Annotated in this window: 17 protein-coding genes; 7 read left to right on the forward strand and 10 right to left on the reverse strand. The window is 71.4% G+C overall.

Translation table 11 applies throughout. The features are described from left to right. Window positions 1-5: 5 nt before the first annotated feature. From AB0B86_RS12805 to AB0B86_RS12815, 3 genes are all read left to right on the forward strand, one after another. On the forward strand, window positions 6-743 hold the full coding sequence (locus tag AB0B86_RS12805; protein ID WP_357405867.1) for an ABC transporter ATP-binding protein: 738 nt from the start codon (window positions 6-8) through the stop codon (window positions 741-743). Then, entirely contained in the window at window positions 737-3,196 is a 2,460-nt protein-coding gene (locus tag AB0B86_RS12810; RefSeq protein WP_357405869.1) for an FtsX-like permease family protein, read from the forward strand. The genes AB0B86_RS12805 and AB0B86_RS12810 overlap by 7 nt, the downstream gene beginning before the upstream one ends. A 212-nt stretch (window positions 3,197-3,408) precedes the next feature. Beyond that, on the forward strand, window positions 3,409-3,627 hold the full coding sequence (locus AB0B86_RS12815; RefSeq protein ID WP_357405871.1) for a hypothetical protein: 219 nt from the start codon (window positions 3,409-3,411) through the stop codon (window positions 3,625-3,627). Between the two features lie 73 nt (window positions 3,628-3,700). Here AB0B86_RS12815 and fabF read toward each other — a convergent pair whose 3' ends face one another. The 5 genes from fabF to AB0B86_RS12840 all read right to left on the reverse strand — a co-directional run bounded on the left by fabF (window position 3,701) and on the right by AB0B86_RS12840 (window position 8,589). After that, complete coding sequence (gene fabF, locus AB0B86_RS12820; RefSeq protein ID WP_357405873.1) at window positions 3,701-4,927, reverse strand: beta-ketoacyl-ACP synthase II; 1,227 nt, start codon at window positions 4,925-4,927, stop codon at window positions 3,701-3,703. A gap of 2 nt (window positions 4,928-4,929) precedes the next feature. Beyond that, window positions 4,930-5,169 carry an acyl carrier protein gene (locus AB0B86_RS12825; protein ID WP_030330276.1) on the reverse strand — a complete coding sequence of 80 codons (240 nt, stop codon included), beginning with the start codon at window positions 5,167-5,169 and terminating at the stop codon, window positions 4,930-4,932. A gap of 85 nt (window positions 5,170-5,254) precedes the next feature. Continuing rightward, window positions 5,255-6,199 carry a beta-ketoacyl-ACP synthase III gene (locus tag AB0B86_RS12830; RefSeq protein WP_110565639.1) on the reverse strand — a complete coding sequence of 315 codons (945 nt, stop codon included), beginning with the start codon at window positions 6,197-6,199 and terminating at the stop codon, window positions 5,255-5,257. Beyond that, window positions 6,196-7,122: an ACP S-malonyltransferase gene (locus tag AB0B86_RS12835; RefSeq protein WP_357405875.1), complete on the reverse strand. Its 927-nt coding sequence runs from the start codon at window positions 7,120-7,122 to the stop codon at window positions 6,196-6,198. The genes AB0B86_RS12830 and AB0B86_RS12835 overlap by 4 nt, the downstream gene beginning before the upstream one ends. A gap of 78 nt (window positions 7,123-7,200) precedes the next feature. Next, entirely contained in the window at window positions 7,201-8,589 is a 1,389-nt protein-coding gene (locus tag AB0B86_RS12840; RefSeq protein WP_357406066.1) for a helix-turn-helix domain-containing protein, read from the reverse strand. Between the two features lie 96 nt (window positions 8,590-8,685). Between AB0B86_RS12840 and AB0B86_RS12845 the strand changes: the two genes are divergently transcribed. Then, window positions 8,686-9,228, forward strand: coding sequence for a phosphoribosyltransferase family protein (locus AB0B86_RS12845; RefSeq protein ID WP_357417852.1), 543 nt, complete (start codon window positions 8,686-8,688; stop codon window positions 9,226-9,228). A 245-nt stretch (window positions 9,229-9,473) separates the two neighbouring features. Continuing rightward, complete coding sequence (locus AB0B86_RS12850) at window positions 9,474-9,794, forward strand: hypothetical protein (protein WP_357405879.1); 321 nt, start codon at window positions 9,474-9,476, stop codon at window positions 9,792-9,794. 92 nt (window positions 9,795-9,886) lie between these two features. On the opposite strand, the gene AB0B86_RS12855 is transcribed toward AB0B86_RS12850, so the two are convergent. After that, the gene (locus tag AB0B86_RS12855) at window positions 9,887-10,537 is read right to left on the reverse strand and encodes a hypothetical protein (protein WP_357405881.1); all 651 of its coding nucleotides are present in this window, start codon (window positions 10,535-10,537) and stop codon (window positions 9,887-9,889) included. Between the two features lie 243 nt (window positions 10,538-10,780). Here AB0B86_RS12855 and AB0B86_RS12860 point away from each other — a divergent pair, with 243 nt between their 5' ends. Continuing rightward, window positions 10,781-11,374 (forward strand): copper resistance CopC family protein, encoded by a 594-nt coding sequence (locus AB0B86_RS12860; RefSeq protein WP_357417854.1) that lies wholly within the window; start codon window positions 10,781-10,783, stop codon window positions 11,372-11,374. Window positions 11,375-11,479: 105 nt separating this feature from the next. On the opposite strand, the gene gltX is transcribed toward AB0B86_RS12860, so the two are convergent. Genes gltX through AB0B86_RS12875 form a run of 3 tightly spaced genes read right to left on the reverse strand, consistent with a single transcriptional unit; the run spans window position 11,480 to window position 15,563 of the window. Then, window positions 11,480-12,889: a glutamate--tRNA ligase gene (gene gltX / locus AB0B86_RS12865; RefSeq protein ID WP_357405885.1), complete on the reverse strand. Its 1,410-nt coding sequence runs from the start codon at window positions 12,887-12,889 to the stop codon at window positions 11,480-11,482. A gap of 50 nt (window positions 12,890-12,939) precedes the next feature. After that, window positions 12,940-14,217 (reverse strand): MFS transporter, encoded by a 1,278-nt coding sequence (locus AB0B86_RS12870; protein WP_357405887.1) that lies wholly within the window; start codon window positions 14,215-14,217, stop codon window positions 12,940-12,942. Then, window positions 14,214-15,563, reverse strand: a complete 1,350-nt coding sequence (locus tag AB0B86_RS12875) for a GH1 family beta-glucosidase (RefSeq protein WP_357405889.1) — start codon at window positions 15,561-15,563, stop codon at window positions 14,214-14,216. Before AB0B86_RS12875 ends, AB0B86_RS12870 begins: the two co-directional genes overlap by 4 nt. 188 nt (window positions 15,564-15,751) lie before the next feature. On the opposite strand from AB0B86_RS12875, the gene AB0B86_RS12880 reads away from it, so the two are divergent. Beyond that, a complete protein-coding gene (locus tag AB0B86_RS12880; protein ID WP_269682909.1) occupies window positions 15,752-16,198 on the forward strand; it encodes an SRPBCC domain-containing protein in 447 nt (148 codons plus the stop codon). Window positions 16,199-16,462: 264 nt separating this feature from the next. On the opposite strand, the gene aceE is transcribed toward AB0B86_RS12880, so the two are convergent. Continuing rightward, window positions 16,463-19,201, reverse strand: coding sequence for a pyruvate dehydrogenase (acetyl-transferring), homodimeric type (gene aceE, locus AB0B86_RS12885; RefSeq protein WP_357405892.1), 2,739 nt, complete (start codon window positions 19,199-19,201; stop codon window positions 16,463-16,465). Between the last annotated feature and the right edge of the window lie 99 nt (window positions 19,202-19,300).

Raw genomic sequence — 19,300 nt, forward strand, 5'->3', positions numbered from 1 at the left:
CACATATGACCCGGGACGCCATTCGCCTGCGCCGTGTCGTCCGGACCTTCGGTTCCGGCGACCCGGCGATCACCGCGCTGCACGACCTCTCGTTGTCCTTCGCGGAAGGCACCTTCACCGCCGTCATGGGACCATCCGGATCCGGCAAGTCGACGCTGCTGCAGTGCGCCGCTGGCCTCGACCGGCCCACGTCCGGCTCGGTGCTGCTCGGCGACACCGACCTGACCACGCTCAACGAGCACAAGCTGACGCTGCTGCGGCGCGAGCGGATCGGCTTCGTCTTCCAGTCCTTCAATCTGCTGCCCACCCTGACCGCCGAGCAGAACGTGGCGTTGCCGCTGCGGCTAGCTGGGCGCCGGCAGTCCCGCGGCGAGGTCCGCGACGTGCTGGCGCGGGTCGGGCTGAGCGGCCGGGCCGGGCACCGCCCGAGCGAGCTGTCCGGCGGCCAGCAGCAGCGGGTCGCTATCGCCCGCGCCCTGATCACCCGCCCCGACGTGTTGTTCGGCGACGAGCCGACCGGCGCGCTCGACTCGTCGACCAGCCGGGAGGTGCTGCGGATGCTGCGCGGAATGGTCGACGACGAGCGGCAGACCATCGTGATGGTCACCCACGACCCAGTCGCCGCCGCCTACGCGGACCGGGTCGTGTTCCTGGCCGACGGCCGGCTCAACGGCGCCCTGGACGCGCCGTCGGCCGAGGCGGTCGCGAACCGGATGACCCAGATGGAGCAGACCGCATGCTGATCGTGACGCTCAGCAGCCTGCGGGCCCGCTGGGTGAGCCTGGTCGGCACGTTCGTCGCGCTGGGCCTTGGTGTCGCGCTTATCGCCACGATGGGGCTCGGGCTGGCGTCTACCCTGGCGGCTCCACAGCAGCACCCCGAGCGGCTCGCCGGCGCGGTGGTCGTGGTCCGCGGTGCCGACGAGCTGCGGGTGCCGTCCCGGATCGGTGTCCGGGTCCAGCCGCTCACGCAGCCGCAGGCGGTTCCGGAGGCCCTCGCCAAGAACCTGGCGAACCTCGGGACGGTTGTCGCGGACCGGTCGTTCCCGGTCCGGGTCGACGGCAAGGACGCCGAGCTGGTCGGGCATCCGTGGCCCGTCGCCGGTTTCGGCGGCAACCGGATCGTCGCCGGCCACGAGCCGCGCACGGCCACGGAGATCGCGATGGTGGCGGATCCGGCCCTGGTCGGCCGTCAGATCGAGGTCCGTACACCGACTGGGCGGGCGGTCTTCACCCTGGCCGCGGCGCTGGCACCGGTCTCGTACGAGAAAGCGGTCTTCTTCAGTGAAAATGCCGCGGCGGAGATATCACCGCGGATCGACAACCTCGTCGTGCATGCTCCGGCGGAGGCCGTTCAGGCCGCGGTCGCCGGCACACCCGGAATCCAGGTGCTCACCGGCGACGACCGGCGACGCGCGGACCCCGACCCGGATCGCGACCGGGAGGCGCTGATCGCGATGAACGCCCTGCTCGGCACGGCCGGCGGGGTGACCACCTTCGTGTCAGTGTTCGTGGTCGCCTCCACGTTCGCGTACGCGGTCGCCCAGCGTCGCCGCGAGATCGGCCTGATGCGCACCGCCGGCGCCACCCCACGCCAGGTCCGGCGGACGATGCTCGCCGAGGCGGGGGCGGTCGGCGTGGTGGCGTCGGCAGCCGGCTGCGCGCTGGGCTCCCACGGGGCGCCGTGGCTCGGAGAGATCCTGGTCGACGAACGGCTGGCGCCGAGCTGGTTCACCATCGGCGACTACCAGTGGCCCTACCACGTGGCGTTCTGGACCGGTCTGATCGTGGCGCTGGCCGGGGTCGCCGTCTCGACGGTCCGGGCCGGCCGGATCCGCCCGACCGAGGCACTGCGGGAGGCGTCGGTCGACACCCGGGCGATGACCCTGGGTCGCTGGATCTTCGGTGCCGGGCTGCTCGCCACCGGGCTGGGCATGCTCTGCTGGCGGCTGCTCAGCGACCCCGGCGACGCGTTGCACCGCAAGACGTACACCACCCAGCCGATGCTGCTGATCACCGCGATCGCGCTGCTGGCGCCGATCCTGGTGGGGCCGCTGACCCGGCTGATCGCCTGGCTACCGGCTCAGCTGTCGGGCGCGACCGGCATGCTGATGCGTGAGAACGCAAGCGCCGGGGTGCGGCGCACGGCCGCTGTCGCCGCGCCGGTGCTGGTCACCGTCGCGCTGGCCGGCTCCCTGCTGGGCGCTACCGCGACGATCAACGCGGCGAAGGCGGCCGAGATCCGTACACAGATCGCCGCCGACCTGATCGTCGACGGCACCAGTTTGGACGAGTCTGCCGTGGCCGCCGTCCGGAGGGTTCCCGGCGCGAAGGTGATGACCAGCGCCTCCAGCGCGTTATACACGCTGGAGGAGGGCGTCGCGCTGATCCGCTCGGATGCCCAGGCGGTCGACCCGGAGACGCTGGCCGCGGTGCGCCACCTGCCGGTCCGGGCCGGCCGGATCAGTGACCTCGACGACCAGAGCATTGTCGTCAACGAGGAGTGGGCCGTGCACACCGTTGGCCGGCAGGTCACGGTCTGGCTCGGCGACGGGACCGAGCGCTCGCTGCGCGTCGTGGCGGTCCTGGCTACCGGCACCGGGAGCAACGGCGTCTACGTGACCGGGCACAACGCGGGCGGCGCGGTGGTGGACCACATCGAGTTGTCGTGGCGGCCGGGCACGGACGTCTCCGCCGGCGAGGCCGCCGTCCGCTCCGCGCTGCGCTCCTCCGGCGCCCAGGTGCAGACCCGCGCCGAGTGGCTCACCGAGCAGCTGCCTGCCAGCGGCCGACAGACCACTGTGGGCTATCTGGTCGTGCTCGGCATCGCGTTGACCTACACCGGAATCGCGGTGGCCAATACGATGGTGATGGCCACCTCGGACCGGGTGCGGGACCTGGCCGTGCTCCGGCTCGCCGGGGCCACGAAGCGGCAGGTGCTGCTGTTGGTGATGGCCGAGTCCCTGACCATGGTGGCGGTCGGCGCGGTCTTGGGCGTGCTGGCGACGCTGGTGAACCTGCTCGGGATCTGGGGTGCGCTGGGGGCACTCTCGGTCTGGACGGCGATCGTCGTCCCCTGGCAGATCCTCGGCCTGACCCTGGTGGCCTGCGCGGTCGTCGCGCTCCTGGCCACGCTGGCGCCGACGATCGGCGCGATGCGCACTCGACCCGTGGAGCTGGCCGGCACCAAGGAATGACGGGCCCGCGAACGCTCCGGACGAGCCGTTCACGAGCTCGTTCGTGCGGGCTCGTAGTTCCCACCAAGCGGCGGTGCCTAATCCAGGACCTCGGCGGTCAGCCGACGGGCCAGCACCCCCAGCGGATGGCCCGCGCGAAGCAGTACTGCCGAGCCGGTGCCGGGCGGGAAACCCGTCGCGTCGTCGGCCGTGGCACTGGCAGCATGTCGGTCATGGGTCAGGCACAGGGCTTCAGGTACGACCACCGTGCGGACGGCTTGGTGGTGATCACGCACCACGGGCGGGTGGCGGGCACCCTGCGCGGCGCCCGCGCGGCGCAGTTCCTCGCCGAGGTCGACGACGACCCGCAGTTGGTGATGGCCCGCTGGACGGGCAACTACCGCCACGGCAACGAACGCACAGCGAAGCGGCATCCCCGCAACCGGACGTGAACGACGCGAAGGCCCCTGCTCGTCGCCGCGCGACGAGCAGGGGCCTTGCCTGCTGCGGGGTCCTGCGGGTTTCTCAGGGCCGGGCGAAGACCAGCGCCACGTTGTGACCGCCGAAGCCGAACGCGTTGTTCAACGCGGCGGGGATCTCCATGTGGCGTGCCTTGTGCGCCGCGACATCGAGCGTGAGACCGGGCTCCGGGTCGTCGAGGTTGATCGTCGGAGGCACCACACTGTCGCGGATGGCCAGGATGGTGGCGATCGACTCCAGCGCGCCGGCCGCACCGAGCAGGTGACCGGTCATCGACTTCGTAGCGGTCAACACCGGGTGGTCGCCGAGCGCCTTGTGCAGCCCGCCGATCTCCAGCATGTCACCGATCGGCGTCGAGGTGGCGTGCGCGTTGACGTGCACGATGTCCCGCTTGGCCACGTCCGCGTCCGCTATCGCCTTGGCGATGGCCCGGATGGCACCCTCGCCCTCGGCGTGCGGCTGCACGATGTCGTACGCGTCGGACGTGATGCCGGCCCCGGCGAGGCGCGCGTAGACCCGGGCGCCCCGGGCCGCGGCGTGTTCGGCCCGCTCCAGCACCACGATGCCGGCACCCTCACCGAGGACGAAGCCGTCGCGGCCGGTGTCCCACGGGCGGGAGGCGTGCTCCGGGTCGTCGTTGCGGGTGGACATCGCCCGCATCGAGCTGAAGCCGGCGATCGGCAGCGGGTGGATGACCGCCTCGGTGCCACCGGCCACCACCACGTCGGCCCGGCCGGAGCGGATGATGTCCAGACCGAGAGCGATCGCCTCGGCACCGGTGGCGCAGGCGCTGGCCATCGAGTGCACCCCGGCCTTGGCCCCCAACTCCAACCCGACCCAGGCGGCCGGACCGTTGGGCATCAGCATCGGGATGGTGTGCGGGGACACCCGCCGCGGCCCGGACGCTTCGAGGATGTCGTCCTGCGCGAGCAGGGTGGTGGCACCGCCGATGCCGGAGCCGACGCTGACGGCCAGCCGCTCCCCGTCGAGGTCGGACCCGGCCAGGCCGGCGTCCGCCCAGGCCTGCTGGGCCGCGATGATCGCGATCGCCTCGGAGCGGTCCAGTCGGCGCAGGCGGACCCGGTCCAGCACCTCGGACGGTTCCACGGCCAACTGGGCGGCGATCCGGACCGGCAGTTGCGCGGCCCACTCCTGGGTGAGGGCACTCACCCCGGAGCGGCCGGCGAGCATGGCGTCCCAGGTCGACGCGACGTCCCCGCCGAGCGGGGTCGTCGCGCCGAGCCCGGTGACGACGACGTCAGGACGACTCATGATCAGGACTGCGCCGCGATGTAGCTGACGGCGTCACCGACGGTCTTGAGGTTCTGCACCTCGTTGTCCGGGATCTTGACGCCGAACTTCTCCTCGGCGGCCACCACGACCTCCACCATGGAGAGCGAGTCGACGTCGAGGTCGTCGGTGAAGGACTTCCCCTCGGCCACGTCGTCCGGGTTCACTCCGGCAACCTCTTCGAGGATCTCGGCGAGGCCGGTGGTGATCTCGTCACGGGTCATTGCGGTTGGTTCCTTTCATCGGGGTTGTCCGACGGACGGCGTCGCCGACCGCCACTCCTCGACGCGTACGCGCCGAAGGGGGTCTTCAGGGGCAGCGGACGACCTGACCGGCGTAGGTCAGGCCACCGCCGAAGCCGAACAGCAGCACCGGTGCGCCCGAGGGCACCTCCCGACGCTCGACAAGCTTGGACAGGGCCAGCGGCACGCTCGCGGCGGAGGTGTTGCCGGACTCGACGATGTCCTTCGCGATGATCGCATTGGGGATGTTGAGCCGCTTGGCGATGCCGTCGATGATCCGGGCGTTTGCCTGGTGCGGCACGAACGCGGCCAGCTCCGACGGGTCGACCCCGGCCCGCTCGCAGGCCTGTAGGGCCAGCGGGGCCAGCTCGGTGGTGGCCCAGCGGAACACCGCCTGCCCCTCCTGCTGGACGTACGGGCGCCAACCCTCGATGCGCACCGCGTCGCTCTTCTCCGGCACCGAACCCCAGACCACCGGGCCGATCCCGGCCGGCTCGTCGTCGGCGGTGGCGGTGACCACCGCCGCACCGGCGCCGTCGGCGAAGATGATGCAGGTGGACCGGTCGGTCCAGTCGGTGAAGTCGGACAGCTTCTCCGCGCCGATGACTATCGCGTTGCGCGACGCGCCGGCCCGGATGGCGTGGTCGACGGTGCCCAGCGCGTACGCGAAGCCCGAGCAGGCGGTGTTCACGTCGTACGCGCCCGGGGCGGTGATGCCCAGCTTGGCGGCGACCCGGCAGGCCACGTTGGGGCTGCGGTCGATCGACGTGCAGGTGGCGACCACGACCAGGTCGATGTCGGCGGCGGTCAGGCCCGAGTTGGCAAGCGCCTTGCCGGCGGCGGCAGCGGCCATGTCGGCCACCGTCTCGGTGTCGGCGATCCGCCGGCTGACGATGCCGACGCGGTCGCGGATCCACTCGTCGTTGGTGTCGACGAGCTGGGCGATGTCGTCGTTTGTCACCACCCGCGAGGGCTGGTAGTGCCCCATCGAGACGATGCGACTGCCAGTCATGAGCGACCTCCGATGCGGGCGATCAGGTCCCGTGCGGCCGGCAGGTCGTCCGGGGTGTTCAGGGTGACGATCTCCGGGGCGCCATCGCCCTTGAGCTCCCGCTTGACCAGCCCGGCGAGAGTGCCGGCGGGCGGCAACTCGATCACACCGGTGACCCCGAGGTCGGCCATCGTACGCATGCACAGATCCCAGCGCACCGGCGCGGTCACCTGGCGGACCAGGCGTTGCACCAGCTCCTGGCCGTTGTCGACAGCGGTGCCGTCGAGGTTCGAGAGCAGGATCCGGGCCGGGTCGGCGGGGGTGATCCCGGCGGCGACCTCGGCGAGCGCGGTCGCCGCCGGGGCCATGTACGGGGTGTGGAACGCGCCGGCCACCTTGAGCCGGATGATCCGGGTCCGGGCGGGCGGCTCGGCGACGAGCTTGTCGAGCCCGGCCAGCGCGCCGGCGGCGACGGTCTGCCCGGCGCCGTTGCGGTTGGCCGGATACAGCCCGTGCGCCTCGATGGCGCTGAGCACCTCGTCCGGGTCACCACCAAGCGTCGCGGCCATCCCGGTCGGCTCCAGCGCGCACGCGGCGGCCATCTCCCGTCCGCGTACGCCGGCGAGGGTGATCGCTGCTTCGGGGGTCAGCACACCGGCGACGACCGCGGCACCCAACTCGCCGACGCTGTGCCCGGCGGTGAGCCCGACGCCGTCAAGTGGCAGGTGCTCGGCCGCGAGCATCGCCGCGGCGACGAGCAGCGGCTGGGTGCGGGCGGTGTCCACGATTTCGTCCGCGTCGGCGGTGGTGCCCAGGTGCACCAGGTCGACCCCGGCCAACGCCGACCACTCGCGCAGCCGCGCCTCGGTGCCGGTCAGGTCGAGCCAGGGGGTCAGGAAGCCGGGTTTCTGAGAACCCTGGCCGGGACTAAGTACGGCGAGCACGCCTATGACTCTCCCGGATTCGCCTCGGTAACGCTGTGCCGCCTCCGACCAAACCGCACTAGAACCTTTGGAGGTTTCTTACAAAAATCGGCGAGGATCATCCTCGTTATGCGCGATTTTCCGGCTGCCTGGGGTGATTGTCTGGGTCGGCACGGCCGAGGCGAGCGGGACGACCGGATCCAACCGACCCACTGTCAGCGCCACCTGGAGCGCGAACGCGTCCCGGGGAGACAGCGGCGAGAAGCCGGTCACCTCGGCGATCCGGCGCAACCGGTAACGCACCGTGTTCGGGTGCACGAACAGCGCCCGCGCGGCGCTCTCCAGCGTGCCGCCGGCGGCGAGGAACGCGTCAAGGGTCGCCAGCAGTTCGCCACCGGCGCGCACAAGCGTCGCGTACACGTCGTGCCGCAACCGCCGGCGGGCCTCCGCGTCGCCCGCCAGGGCCCGCTCGGGCAACAGGTCGGCGGCCGGCACCGGGCGGGGGGCACCGGGCCAGGCCGGCGCCGCCCGGAAACCGGACAGCGCGGCCCGCGCCGACTCGGTCGCCTCGTCCAGGCTCGGTACGGCCGGACCCACCACCACCGGTCCGTCGCCGAACGCGCTGAGCAGCTTGGCGGTGGCGGTGAGCGGGTCCGCCGCACCGCCCAACACGATCACCAGGCGGTCGCCGTGCACCCCGCCGATCACCTCCACACCGATCCGGCGGGCCTGCCGGTAGACCACGTGCAGCACCGCGGAGACCTCACCGCCCGGCGATCGACCCACCGCCACCGCCACCGGCGGCGCGTCCGCCCAGCCGAGCGCGGCGGCCCGGCTGGCCAGCACATCGGGTGAGTCCCCGCGCAGCAGCGCGTCGACAAGCAGGGCCTGCAACCGGGCGTCCCACGCGCCGCGTGACTCGGCTGCTCGCGCGTACACCCGGGCGGCGGCGAACGCGATCTCCCGGGAGAAGCGCAGCACCGCTTCGCGCAGTTGCTGCTCCTCACCCTCGGCGGCCAGGTGCGACACCTGCTCCTCGACCACGTCGATGGTCACCTTGATCAACGCCACGGTCTGCTGGAGGGTGATCGACCGGGCCAGCGCCTGCGGGGCGGCGGCGAAGACCTCGTCCGAGACCTCCTGGGTGCTGTCCGCCGTGCCGCCGCCGTCCTGCAACCACTGCACCAGCGACCGGGCGCCCGCCTGGGCCACCAGCATCACCCAGGAGCGCTGGTCGGCCGGCAGCGCCCGGAACCACGGCAGCGTCTCGTCCATCCGGGCCACGCTGGAGGTGGCCAACGCCCCCGCCGAACGCTCGATCCGGCGCAGCGTGGCCGCCAGCTCTCCACCCCCCGGCGTACTCACCGCCCTAGCCTGACACGTCGTGAGCAGGCCAACCACGCCGGCACCGGTCGGCGGGCCGTCGGCAGCACCGTTGCCGGGCATCAGCTGGTCGGTGAGTCCCTCGACCTCCGGCCCGCCCGCCAGCTGCTGGCGAACCCGGTGGCCTGCGGCCCGTGCGGCACCGACACGCGCCGAAGGGGACTACGCGGCACCCGGTCCGCCAGCGCCATAATGATGATCATGATTGATCGGGAGAACCTGGCCGAGCTGGCTCGCGAGATCGACAACACCTGCCGCCTGACCGGCACGTTCGTGCTCCGGTCCGGGCGGACCGCCGACGAGTACTTCGACAAGTACCGCTTCGAGGCCGACCCACGTCTCCTTGACCGGGTGGCCGCCCACCTCGTGCCCCTGGTCCCCACCGGCACCGAGGTGCTGGCCGGGTTGGAGTTGGGCGGCATCCCGGTGGTGACCGCGCTCGGCCGGCACACCGGGTTGCCCTGCGCCTTCGTCCGCAAGAGCGCGAAGGCGTACGGGACGGCCCGGCTGGCCGAGGGGGCGGACCTGGCCGGGCGGCAGGTGCTGGTGGTCGAGGACATCGTCACCTCCGGCGGGCAGGTGGTCATCTCAACCGGCCACCTCCGCGAACTGGGTGCCCGGGTGGAGCACGCCCTCTGCGTCATCGACCGCGCCGAGGGTGGAGCCGAGGCGCTGGCCGGTCACGGCGTGGCGCTGCGGGCGCTGCTGCGCCGAGCGGATCTGGAGGCGCACCGCGCGTGCTGAGCGCCGCCCCGATCGGGCTGCGGCCCGCGCGTGCTGAGCGCCGCCGGCCGGGCTGCGGCCCGCGCGTGAACGGCACGGGAAGAGGCGGTGAACTGCGCGACCTGGTTCCGCGCCCACCGTCGTCTTCGTGAGCTGGCCCGTGCCGACCGCAGGTACGCGGCGCGCGGCCCGTCGGGCCCGGCCAGTACGGTGACAGGGGCACGTCGGGGGAGCACCCGGGTGAGGCGAGCGTGAGGAGACCGGGAATGGCGCACGGGGAGGCCGAGCACGGCTGCGCCCAGGGCGAGCCCTGCCGGCCGGGGCACCACGACCCGCAGGTGGCTGGCAAGCACCGTCGGCCGACCGCCGGCGCGCCGTCGCACCCGGTGGAGCCGCGGCCCGACGACGAGATCACGCTCCCGCGCCAACGCGGCGCGGAGGGCTCCGCCCGGACCGAGCCCGACGCAGACGTTCCCGCTGGTTGCCTGAGCGAACTTGACGGCTGGGCCGGGGCCCATCGGCACGGCCCGGTCCGGCCGCGCCCACGGGCCGCCCGCCGGGAGCGCCCACCACGCCGCTGGTGCTGAGCCGGCGACCTCGGCGCCAGCGGCCGGGAGTTAACGGGTACGACGCGCCAGCGGCCGGGAGTTAACGGGTACGACGCGCCAGCGGCCGGGAGTCAGCGGGTACGACGGCGGATCAGCAGGGCGATCCCGGCGAGGCCGATCGTGATCGTCAGCATCACTCCGACGTTGAGCAGCAGCAGGCGCTGCAGGTCGCCGAGCGCGTCGTCGAGGTCCTTCGCCGGGTCGAGCGTGTCCTCCGGGAGCACCCGTTCGCCGCCGCCCGCGCCGCCACTGACCGTGTCGAACTGCCGCTCCAGCGGCACACCGGCGGTGCGCAGGGTCTCGGACATGCTGAGCCGGCCCAGGAACCAGCCAGCACTGATCTTGCGGGCGTCCGGCTGCTTCGCCGGCCGGTAGACCCGCGGGCCGCCGACCGCCTTGGGATAGAGGTCGTACGTCTGCTGCGGCGTCTCACCGGCGAACACCACGACCGTGTACTTCGGACCGAGGTCGGCCGGCTTCGGCCCGGTCGGCATGCCGGTGCGCCCGAGGAAGTTGACCTGGTCGATGACCGCGCCCACATGGGCTGGTTGCGTGTCCACCCGCAGTCGCAACGGCGCGTCGAGCCCTTCGCCGGTGATGTCCACCCCGGCTGGTGCCGGCTTCGGCGCCGCCAGGGCCGGGCCGGCGGTGCCGAGCGACAGCAGCGCTGCCGCCAGCGAGCCCGCCACCACGGTGGCCAACCACCTCATGTGTCGGACCATCCCGCCTCCTCGCCCCGTTCGATGGATGGCTTCGGTGTGACGCCTGGAGCGGTCTGCCGATGCGACGCCGACCGGAGGGTCGGTCCTACACCTACAGACTCCGCAAAACGTCGATGAGTTGCAGCCTTTGGAACAGTAATTGGAACTATCTGCGATCTCTGCTCGACTAATGAGGAGCTGTTTGATCAGCGGGCGGATCGTACCCTTACGGAGGGGTTCATGGGGGGCAGGGTTACACGTACGGTGCGGGTTGTGCCAGGGGTGCTCGGCGTGGCGTTCGGTGTGTCGTTTCTGCTACCTGCCGCTCCGGCTGCCGCGCACAACTCGCTGACCGGCAGCGATCCGCGCGACGGCGCCCGGGTGGCGACGGCCCCTGCCCGCATCGAGCTGCGGTTCCTCGCCAAGCCCGCACCGACTACGACGAAGATCACAATAACCGGACCGGACAATGTGGTCGCCGGCGGCCCGCCCGTCTTCGCCGGCAGCCGCGTCCGGGTGCCGTTCACACCGGCCGCCGCGGGGCTCTACATCGTCGGGTATCAACTCGCGTCAGGCGACGGTCACCCGGTGAAGGGCGAGGTGCGGTTCACCCTCACGTCAGGGACCACCGCCAGCCCGTCGGTGCTGCCGTCGACCGGCAGTGCCGCCGTGACGCCGGAAGCCGCGGCCGCCTCGCCGTCGGCCGGGCCGGCCTCGACCACACCGAGCGTCACCCCGACGGCGGTCGTACCGCTGGCACAGGAGCGGCGCTGGTGGCCCGGGGCGCTCGGCGCGCTGTTGCTGCCAGCCGCCCTCGCCGCCGCCCTACTGCTCCGCCACCGCCGCAAAACCCCCTAACCCCGCCACGTACCGCAGTCGATCATGGAGTTGTGGTGCTGGACAAAGCCCCCCGAAAGGGGTCTATCCAGGCACCACAACTCCATGATCGACAGGGCTGGGGCGTCAGACCAGGCGGAGTCGGGCTGCGCGGATTCGGGTCAGGGTGCGCTCGCGGCCGAGCACCTCAAGGGACTCGAACAGCGGCAGGCCCACGGTGCGGCCGGTGACCGCGACCCGGACCGGTGCCTGCGTCTTGCCGAGCTTCAGGCCACGCTCGGCACCGACGGCCTCCAGCGTCGACTTCAGCGACTCGGCGTCCCAGGACTCCAGCGCCTCGAACGCCGCGACGGCGGCGTCCAGCAGGTCCGCCGAGCCGTCCTTCATCGTCTTGGCCCAGGCCGCCTCGTCGATAAGCGGCGAGGCGAGGAACAGGAAGTCGACGTTCGGCACGATCTCGCTGAGCAGCGCGAGCCGGGTCTGGGCCAGCGGAGCCACCGCGGCGAACGCGTCGGCGTCGAACTCCGCCGGCTGCCAGGGCGGCGGCGCGATGGTCCCGGTGCCGGTCAGCCACGGCTGGCAGGCGTCGATGAAGTCGGGCACGGACAGCGCGCGAATGTACTCGCCGTTGAACGCGCGCAGCTTCTTCTCGTCGAAGAACGCGGGGGAGGGGTTGACCTCCTCCAGCCGGAACTCGTCCTCGATGACCGACCAGGGCACGATCTCCCGGTCGCCGGAGGGCGCCCACCCGAGCAGCATCAGATAGTTGCGCATCGCACCGGCGAGGTAGCCCTCCTCGCGGTACGCCTCCAGGGCGACCTTGTCCCGGCGCTTGGAGAGCTTCTGCCGCTTCTCGTTGACCACCACCGGCACGTGCGCCCAGATCGGCGGCTTGACCCCGAGGGCGTCCCAGAGCAACTGCTGCTTGGGGGTGTTGGGCAGGTGCTCCTCGGCCCGGATCACGTGGGTGATCCCCATGGTCATGTCGTCGACGACGTTGGCCAGCAGGAAGACCGGCGAGCCGTCGCCCCGGGCGATGACGAAGTCCTCGATGAGCTTGTTGTCGAAGGTGGGCTCACCACGGATCAGGTCGACCACCACCGTCGCGCCCTCGTCGGGCGTCCGGAAGCGCAGTGCGTGCCCCGGACCCGGGCCGAGGCCACGGTCGCGGTGGTAGCCGTCGTAGCCCTGGTACTGCGAGCCGGTGCGGGCCTGCACGTCCTCGCGGGTGCAGTCGCAGTAGTAGGCGCGCCCTGACTCGTAGAGCCGGGTGGCGGCGGCCCGGTGCTCGCCGGCGTTCTCGGACTGGAAGTACGGGCCCTCGTAGCTGCCCCGGGAGATGCCGATCCAGTCGAGTGCGGAGAGGATGCCCTCGGTCCACTCGGGCTTGTTGCGCGCCGCGTCGGTGTCCTCGACCCGCAGCACGAACACCCCGCCCTGCTGCTTGGCGAAGATCCAGTTCTGCAGTGCCGAGCGGGCACCACCGACATGGAACATACCGGTCGGGGAGGGGGCGAAGCGCACACGTACCGTCACGTCCCCCAGCCTACGGCGACCCTCCACCGCTTTTCGCCACGCCCCCTCACTCACGGCACCGAGCGGATCTTGACGACCAGTGCGCTGCCGAGCAGGGTCACAGCGGCGGTGACGGCGTAGAGCGTGGGATAGCCGCCCAGGTACACCACCAGCGGGGCGGACAGCGCCGGGCCGAGGACCTGCGGCGCCGAGTTGGCGATGTTGATGACGCCGAGGTCCTTGGCCCGGTCGGTGGCCCGGGGCAGCACCTGGGTGATCAACGCGGCGTCCACCGAGAGGTACACGCCGTAGCCGGCGCCGAGCAGCAGCGCGGCGACGATCGCCATCGGCCAGACCGGCGCGACGGCGAGCAGCAGCGCCGCCACCGCCATGATCAGCCCGGACACGATGACGTAGATCTTGCGCCGGCCGGAGCGGTCGGACAGCCGACCGGCGACCACAGCGGTCAGCATCATGCCGAGCGTGTAGAGCAGGATCAGCACCAGCAACGAGCCCTCGGGGTCGGGGTGGCGCACCCCGTCGGTGAGGAAGTACAGCAGGTAGAGGGTGCCCAGGGCGTTGCCGAGCTGGACCAGGAACCGGGTGATCCAGGCCCAGGCGAAATCCGGGTGCCGACGCGGGCTGACCCACATCGAGGCCAACAGCGCCCGCGTAGGCAGCGCGGGTCGATGCGTACGCGGCAGCGGCTCGTCGGGAGTGAACAGCGCGAACGGCAGCGACAGCAGCAGGATGGCGACCGCGATGGCCAGATAGCCGGCGGCGTTGCCGGTGACCACTGCGGTGACCAGCACCGCGCCGAGCACCAGCCCGAGCGCCTGCGGGATGCCCACCCAACCCGAGACGCCGCCTCGCTGCGTCACCGGCACCCGGTCCGGGACGGCCGCGCTGAGGCTGGCCAGCATCGCGTTGAAGCAGACCTGCGCGGCCACCCAGCCGAGCGCGACCCCGAGGATGGTCCGCTGCTGGGCCAGCAGCACCAGGGCCGCCGCGCCGAGCAGCGCCCCGCCCACTGTCCAGACGTGCCGACGGCCGAACTCGCGCCCGGCGATCCGCAGGCAGGTGCGGTCGGAGAGCGCGCCGGCCAGGGGGTTGGCGAGCACCGCGGCCAGCGCTCCGAGGCCGGTGACCACGGCCAGCATGTTCTCCTTGTCGCCGGGTGCGATCTGCTCGATCTGCTGCGGCAGCAGCACCTGGATGGGCGTGAAGAACGCCATCCAGACGCCGAGGTTCGCCGCGAAGATCAACCCGATCCAGCCGCGCCGCACCGGCACTGTCGGCTCGGCGAGCGCCGCCGGCAGCGCAGCCGGCGGCGGGTCGAGGGTGGTCACCGCGCCGACCCGGCCCGGGAGGCCGCGATCACGTCCCGCAACCAGGTGTACGACGACTTCGGCGTACGCGTCTGGGTGGCGTAGTCGACGTGCACCAGCCCGAAGCGCTTGGTGAAACCCTCGGCCCACTCCCAGTTGTCGAGCAACGACCAGATGAAGTACCCGCGTACGTCCACCCCGTCGTCGATGGCCGCCCGGACTGCCCGCAGGTGCCCGTCGAGGTACGCGATCCGCTCCGGATCCGCCACCTGCCCGCCGGCGTCCGGCGCGTCGTCGTACGCGCAGCCGCTCTCGGTGATCTCGATGGGCGGCAGGGCGTCGCCGTAGGTGTCCCGTAGCCAGCTGAGCAGCTCGTGCAGCCCGTCGGGGGCCACCGGCCAGTCGAAGGCGGTCCGCGCATAGCCGTCGAGCGGCACCAGGTCGAACGGCAGGGGCGAGCCCTCCTCGGCGGCCCGTACCCCTGTGGGGTTGTAGTAGTTGATCCCGAGCACGTCGATCGGCGCGGCGATGGTGTCGAGGTCGCCGGGGCGGACCACGCCCGGGTCGAGACCGGGCAGCTCCGGGTAGCCGCGGCCGAGCAGCGGGTCGGTGAAGAGCCGGTTGTGCAGGGCCTCGTACGCCGCCCCGGCGGCCCGGTCGGCATCGCGGTCACCGAGCACCCGCACCGGGGAGTAGTTGTTGGCGATCGCCACCGGGCTGCTGGTGCGGGCGCGCAGCGCGGCGACCGCGAGCCCGTGCCCGAGCAGTTGGTGGTGGGCGGCCGGAAAGGCGTCGAAGAGCAGCGTCCGGCCGGGGGCGTGCTCGCCCGTGCCGTACCCCATGCTCATGTGGACGAACGGCTCGTTCAGGGTGATCCAGAGCCGGACCCGGTCGCCGAGCCGGGCGGCGGTCAGGTCGGCGTACTCGGCGAACCGGGCGGCGGTGTCGCGGTGCAGCCAGCCGCCGGCGTCTTCGAGGGGTTGCGGCAGGTCCCAGTGGTAGAGGGTGGCCACCGGGTCGACACCGGCGGCCAGCAACTCGTCCACCAGCCGGTCGTAGAAGTCCAGGCCGGCCGGGTTGGCCGGGCCGGTGCCGGTGGGGCGCACCCGGGGCCAGGCGATGGAGAACCGGTACGCGTCGACGCCGAGGCCGGCCAGCAGCGCCACGTCCTCGCCGTGCCGGTGGTAGTGGTCGCAGGCCAGCGCACCGGTGCTGCCGTCGCTGATCCGTCCCGGCGAGTGCGCGAACGTGTCCCAGATGGACGGCCCACGCCCGTCGGCGTCGGTGCCGCCCTCGATCTGGTGGGCCGATGTGGAGACGCCCCAGCGGAAGCCGGTGGGGAACTGGGGCACCGGTGCGGTCGACATGCGCCCTCCCGATCAACGTGAAACGTGTTCGGGACTTTAGAACGCTCTCGATGAATGCGCCATAGGCCAGCCCGGCGCAATCCGCAATGGTTGATCGGCGTGTCTTTTTCCGAACCCGTCCCGGTACGTCCGATTTAACGCATAGAGTGCCGATATCGTGGGATGTCCTCACCGGAGGAAAGACGGAAATGATCCTCGTGGAACGCAGTGCGCACGTGGCGGCGCCAATTGAAGTGGTCTGGGATGTCGTACAGCGGGCCGAGCAGTTGCCGGCCTGGCTGGCCGGGGTCCGCGCGGCCGAAGTGCTCTCGGGAGAGGGCTTCGGGCGGCGACAACTGGTCCAGGCTGGGCGCGGCTCGGCGCATGAGGCCGAGGTGATCGCCTACCAGGAGCCGACGCTTATCGGCTGGCGGGAACGGGCCAAGGGTGCCGGTGCTCGTGCGGAGGCGCGCACCGAGATCTACGTCCAGCTCACCACCGACGAGGAGGAGGGCGGGACGATAGTTCGCCTCATCGTGGTCCGTTGGCCGGCCGGCCCGGTCAAGGCGGCCCTGCTGCGCCTCGGACTGCGGCGGGTCGGCGCCGACCTGGAGGACTCGCTGGCCCGGCTCACCGACCTGGCCGCCGTCGGCTGACGAGCGCCCATCCTCCCGGCGTCACCCGCGACGGCGGTGGCCCGGCGTCCCCACCAGGAACGTCGGCCCACCGCCGCCCCGTGCCCGCCCCTGGACCGCGTCGATCATGGAGTTGTGGTGCCCGGAACGGGGTGACTTAACCGCTACGTCCCCCACCACAACTCCATGATCGACGCGGTGGGGGTGGGGTGGGGACGGGGACGGGATGGGGGACGGGAAGGGCCCGGCGCCAACGCGCCGGGCCCTTCCTCAGGTTGTGCGGGTTTAGCTGTCGCCGCCGGTCTCGCCGACCGGGGCGGCGTTGACGTCGTCGATCGCGTACTTCTTGGCGGCCTCCGCCGGCACGCTGGCTGGTACCGCACCGCTGCGGGCGAGCTGCCGCAGCGTGGCCACCACGATCGACTCCGCGTCGACGTGGAAGTGCCGGCGCAGCGCGTGGCGGGTGTCCGACATGCCGAACCCGTCGGTGCCGAGCGACGTGTAGTCACCGGGCACCCAGCGGGCGATCAGGTCCGGTACCGCACGCATGAAGTCGCTGACCGCGACCTTCGGGCCGTCCGCGTCGGCCAGCTTCTGCGCGATGTACGGAACCTTCGCCTCGGCGCCCGGGTTGAGGAGGTTGTACTCCTCGGTCTCCACCGCGTCGCGGCGCAGCTCGGTCCAGGAGGTCACCGACCAGACGTTGGCGCCGACCCCCCAGTCCTGGGCGAGCAGCTGCTGCGCCTTGAGGGCCCACTGCATGCCGGTGCCCGAGGCCAGCAGGTTGGCCTTCGGGCCGTCGACCTGCGGGGCCGGCGAGTAGCGGTAGATGCCCTTGAGTAGGCCTTCCACGTCCACGTCGGCCGGCTCGGCCGGCTGCAGCGTCGGCTCGTTGTAGACCGTCAGGTAGTAGAAGACGTTCTCCTGCGCGTCCCCGTACATCCGGTGCAGGCCGCTTTCCAGGATGTGCGCGATCTCGTACGCGAACGCCGGGTCGTACGCCACCACTGCCGGGTTGGTGGCCGCGATCAGCAGCGAGTGCCCGTCCTCGTGCTGGAGGCCCTCACCGTTGAGCGTGGTCCGACCGGCGGTGGCGCCGAGCAGGAAGCCCCGGGCCATCTGGTCGGCCGCGGCCCAGAGCCCGTCGGCGGTCCGCTGGAACCCGAACATCGAGTAGAAGATGTACATCGGGATCATCGGCTCGTCGTGCGTGGCGTACGCCGAACCCGCGGCGGTGAACGAGGCGACCGAGCCGGCCTCGTTGATCCCCTCGTGCAGGATCTGCCCGGTGGTCGACTCCTTGTACGACAGGAACAGCTCGCGGTCGACCGAGGTGTAGCGCTGGCCGTGCGGCGAGTAGATCTTCGCGGTCGGGAAGATCGAGTCGAGGCCGAAGGTGCGGGCCTCGTCCGGGATGATCGGCACCCACCGCTTGCCGAACTCCTTGTCCTTCATCACGTCCTTGAGCAGGCGGACGAAGGCCTGTGTGGTGGCCACCTTCTGCTTGCCCGAGCCGCGCTTGATGTCGGCGAACCGCTCCGGGCCCGGGATGGCCAGCCGCTTGGTGCTGGTCCGCCGGGACGGCAGGTAGCCGCCGAGCTGCTCGCGCCGCTCCTTCAGGTACTGAATCTCGTCGGACTTCTCACCCGGGTTGTAGTACGGAGGCAGGTAGGGGTTGTCCTCCAGCGCCTTGTCCGGGATGTCCAGGTAGAGGCGGTCGCGGAAGGTCTTCAGATCCTCAAGCGTCAGCTTCTTCATCTGGTGGGTCGCGTTGCGGCCCTCGAAGTGCGAGCCGAGCGTCCATCCCTTGATCGTCTTCGCCAGGATGACGGTGGGCTGACCGGTGTGCTCGGTGGCCGCCTTGTAGGCCGCGTAGAGCTTGCGGTAGTCGTGCCCACCCCGCTTGAGGTTCCAGATCTCGTCGTCGCTCAGCGGGTCGACCATCTTGCGGGTCCGCGCGTCGCGGCCGAAGAAGTGCTCCCGCACGTACGCGCCGGACTCGGCCTTGTAGGTCTGGTAGTCACCGTCGGTGGTGGTGTTCATGAGGTTGACCAGCGCGCCGTCGGTGTCCGCGGCGAGCAGCGGGTCCCACTCGCGGCCCCAGACCACCTTGATGACGTTCCAGCCGGCACCCCGGAAGAACGCCTCCAACTCCTGCATGACCTTGCCGTTGCCCCGGACCGGGCCGTCCAGCCGCTGGAGGTTGCAGTTGATCACGAAGGTGAGGTTGTCCAACTCCTCGCGAGCGGCCACGCCGATCGCACCAAGCGTCTCCGGCTCGTCCATCTCGCCGTCGCCGAGGAACGCCCACACGTGCTGCTGCGAGGTGTCCTTGATGCCGCGGTGCTGCAGGTACCTGTTGAACCGGGCCTGGTAGATCGCGTTCAGACCGCCGAGACCCATCGAGACGGTGGGGAACTCCCAGAAGTCCGGCATCAGCCGCGGGTGCGGATACGACGGCAGCCCGCCGCCCGGGTGCGACAACTCCTGGCGGAACCCGTCGAGCTGGTGCTCGCTGAGCCGCCCCTCCAGGAACGCCCGCGCGTACATGCCGGGGGAGGCGTGGCCCTGGTAGAAGATCTGGTCGCCGCCGCCGGGGTGGTTCTTGCCCCGGAAGAAGTGGTTGAAGCCCACCTCGTAGAGCGACGCCGAACTGGCGAAGGTCGAGATGTGTCCGCCGACGCCGATCTCCGGGCGCTGGGCCCGGTGCACCAGCATGGCGGCGTTCCACCGGACGTACGCCCGGATCCGCCGCTCGACGTGCTCGTCACCCGGGAACCACGGTTCGCGTTCCGACGGGATGGTGTTGATGTAGTCGGTGGTGGTCAGGGGCGGTACCCCGACCTGGCGCTCACGGGCCCGCTCCAGCAGGCGCAGCATGACGTAGCGGGCGCGTTTGGCGCCGCGTTCGTCGATGACACCGTCAAGCGACTCGACCCATTCGCTTGTTTCTTCAGGGTCGATGTCCGGAAGCTGGCTCGGTAGGCCGTCGCTGATCACCGGGCGCTTGCGTTCCGTAGCCACAGGCGTTCCCTCGGTTGTGTGTGGGATAGGTCTCTAGCGCCATCCTGCCCCCTGGTGGCACCCCTCGTCACGTCTAGGTGCCCCGGACGCGATGCTGAA

It is taken from the genome of Micromonospora sp. NPDC049047, assembly GCF_040649135.1.
Classification (GTDB): Bacteria; Actinomycetota; Actinomycetes; order Mycobacteriales; family Micromonosporaceae; genus Micromonospora.

Excerpts from the sequence above, each read along its gene's own strand:
- AB0B86_RS12815 (WP_357405871.1), top strand. The coding sequence starts at position 3,409 with ATGGGTCAGGCACAGGGCTTCAGGTACGACCACCGTGCGGACGGCTTG.
- AB0B86_RS12875 (WP_357405889.1), bottom strand. The coding sequence starts at position 15,563 with ATGTCGACCGCACCGGTGCCCCAGTTCCCCACCGGCTTCCGCTGGGGC.
- AB0B86_RS12855 (WP_357405881.1), bottom strand. The coding sequence starts at position 10,537 with ATGGTCCGACACATGAGGTGGTTGGCCACCGTGGTGGCGGGCTCGCTG.
- fabF (WP_357405873.1), bottom strand. The coding sequence starts at position 4,927 with ATGAGTCGTCCTGACGTCGTCGTCACCGGGCTCGGCGCGACGACCCCG.
- AB0B86_RS12825 (WP_030330276.1), bottom strand. The coding sequence starts at position 5,169 with ATGACCCGTGACGAGATCACCACCGGCCTCGCCGAGATCCTCGAAGAG.
- AB0B86_RS12810 (WP_357405869.1), top strand. The coding sequence starts at position 737 with ATGCTGATCGTGACGCTCAGCAGCCTGCGGGCCCGCTGGGTGAGCCTG.
- AB0B86_RS12845 (WP_357417852.1), top strand. The coding sequence starts at position 8,686 with ATGATTGATCGGGAGAACCTGGCCGAGCTGGCTCGCGAGATCGACAAC.
- AB0B86_RS12850 (WP_357405879.1), top strand. The coding sequence starts at position 9,474 with ATGGCGCACGGGGAGGCCGAGCACGGCTGCGCCCAGGGCGAGCCCTGC.
- AB0B86_RS12880 (WP_269682909.1), top strand. The coding sequence starts at position 15,752 with ATGATCCTCGTGGAACGCAGTGCGCACGTGGCGGCGCCAATTGAAGTG.
- AB0B86_RS12830 (WP_110565639.1), bottom strand. The coding sequence starts at position 6,199 with ATGACTGGCAGTCGCATCGTCTCGATGGGGCACTACCAGCCCTCGCGG.
- AB0B86_RS12805 (WP_357405867.1), top strand. The coding sequence starts at position 6 with ATGACCCGGGACGCCATTCGCCTGCGCCGTGTCGTCCGGACCTTCGGT.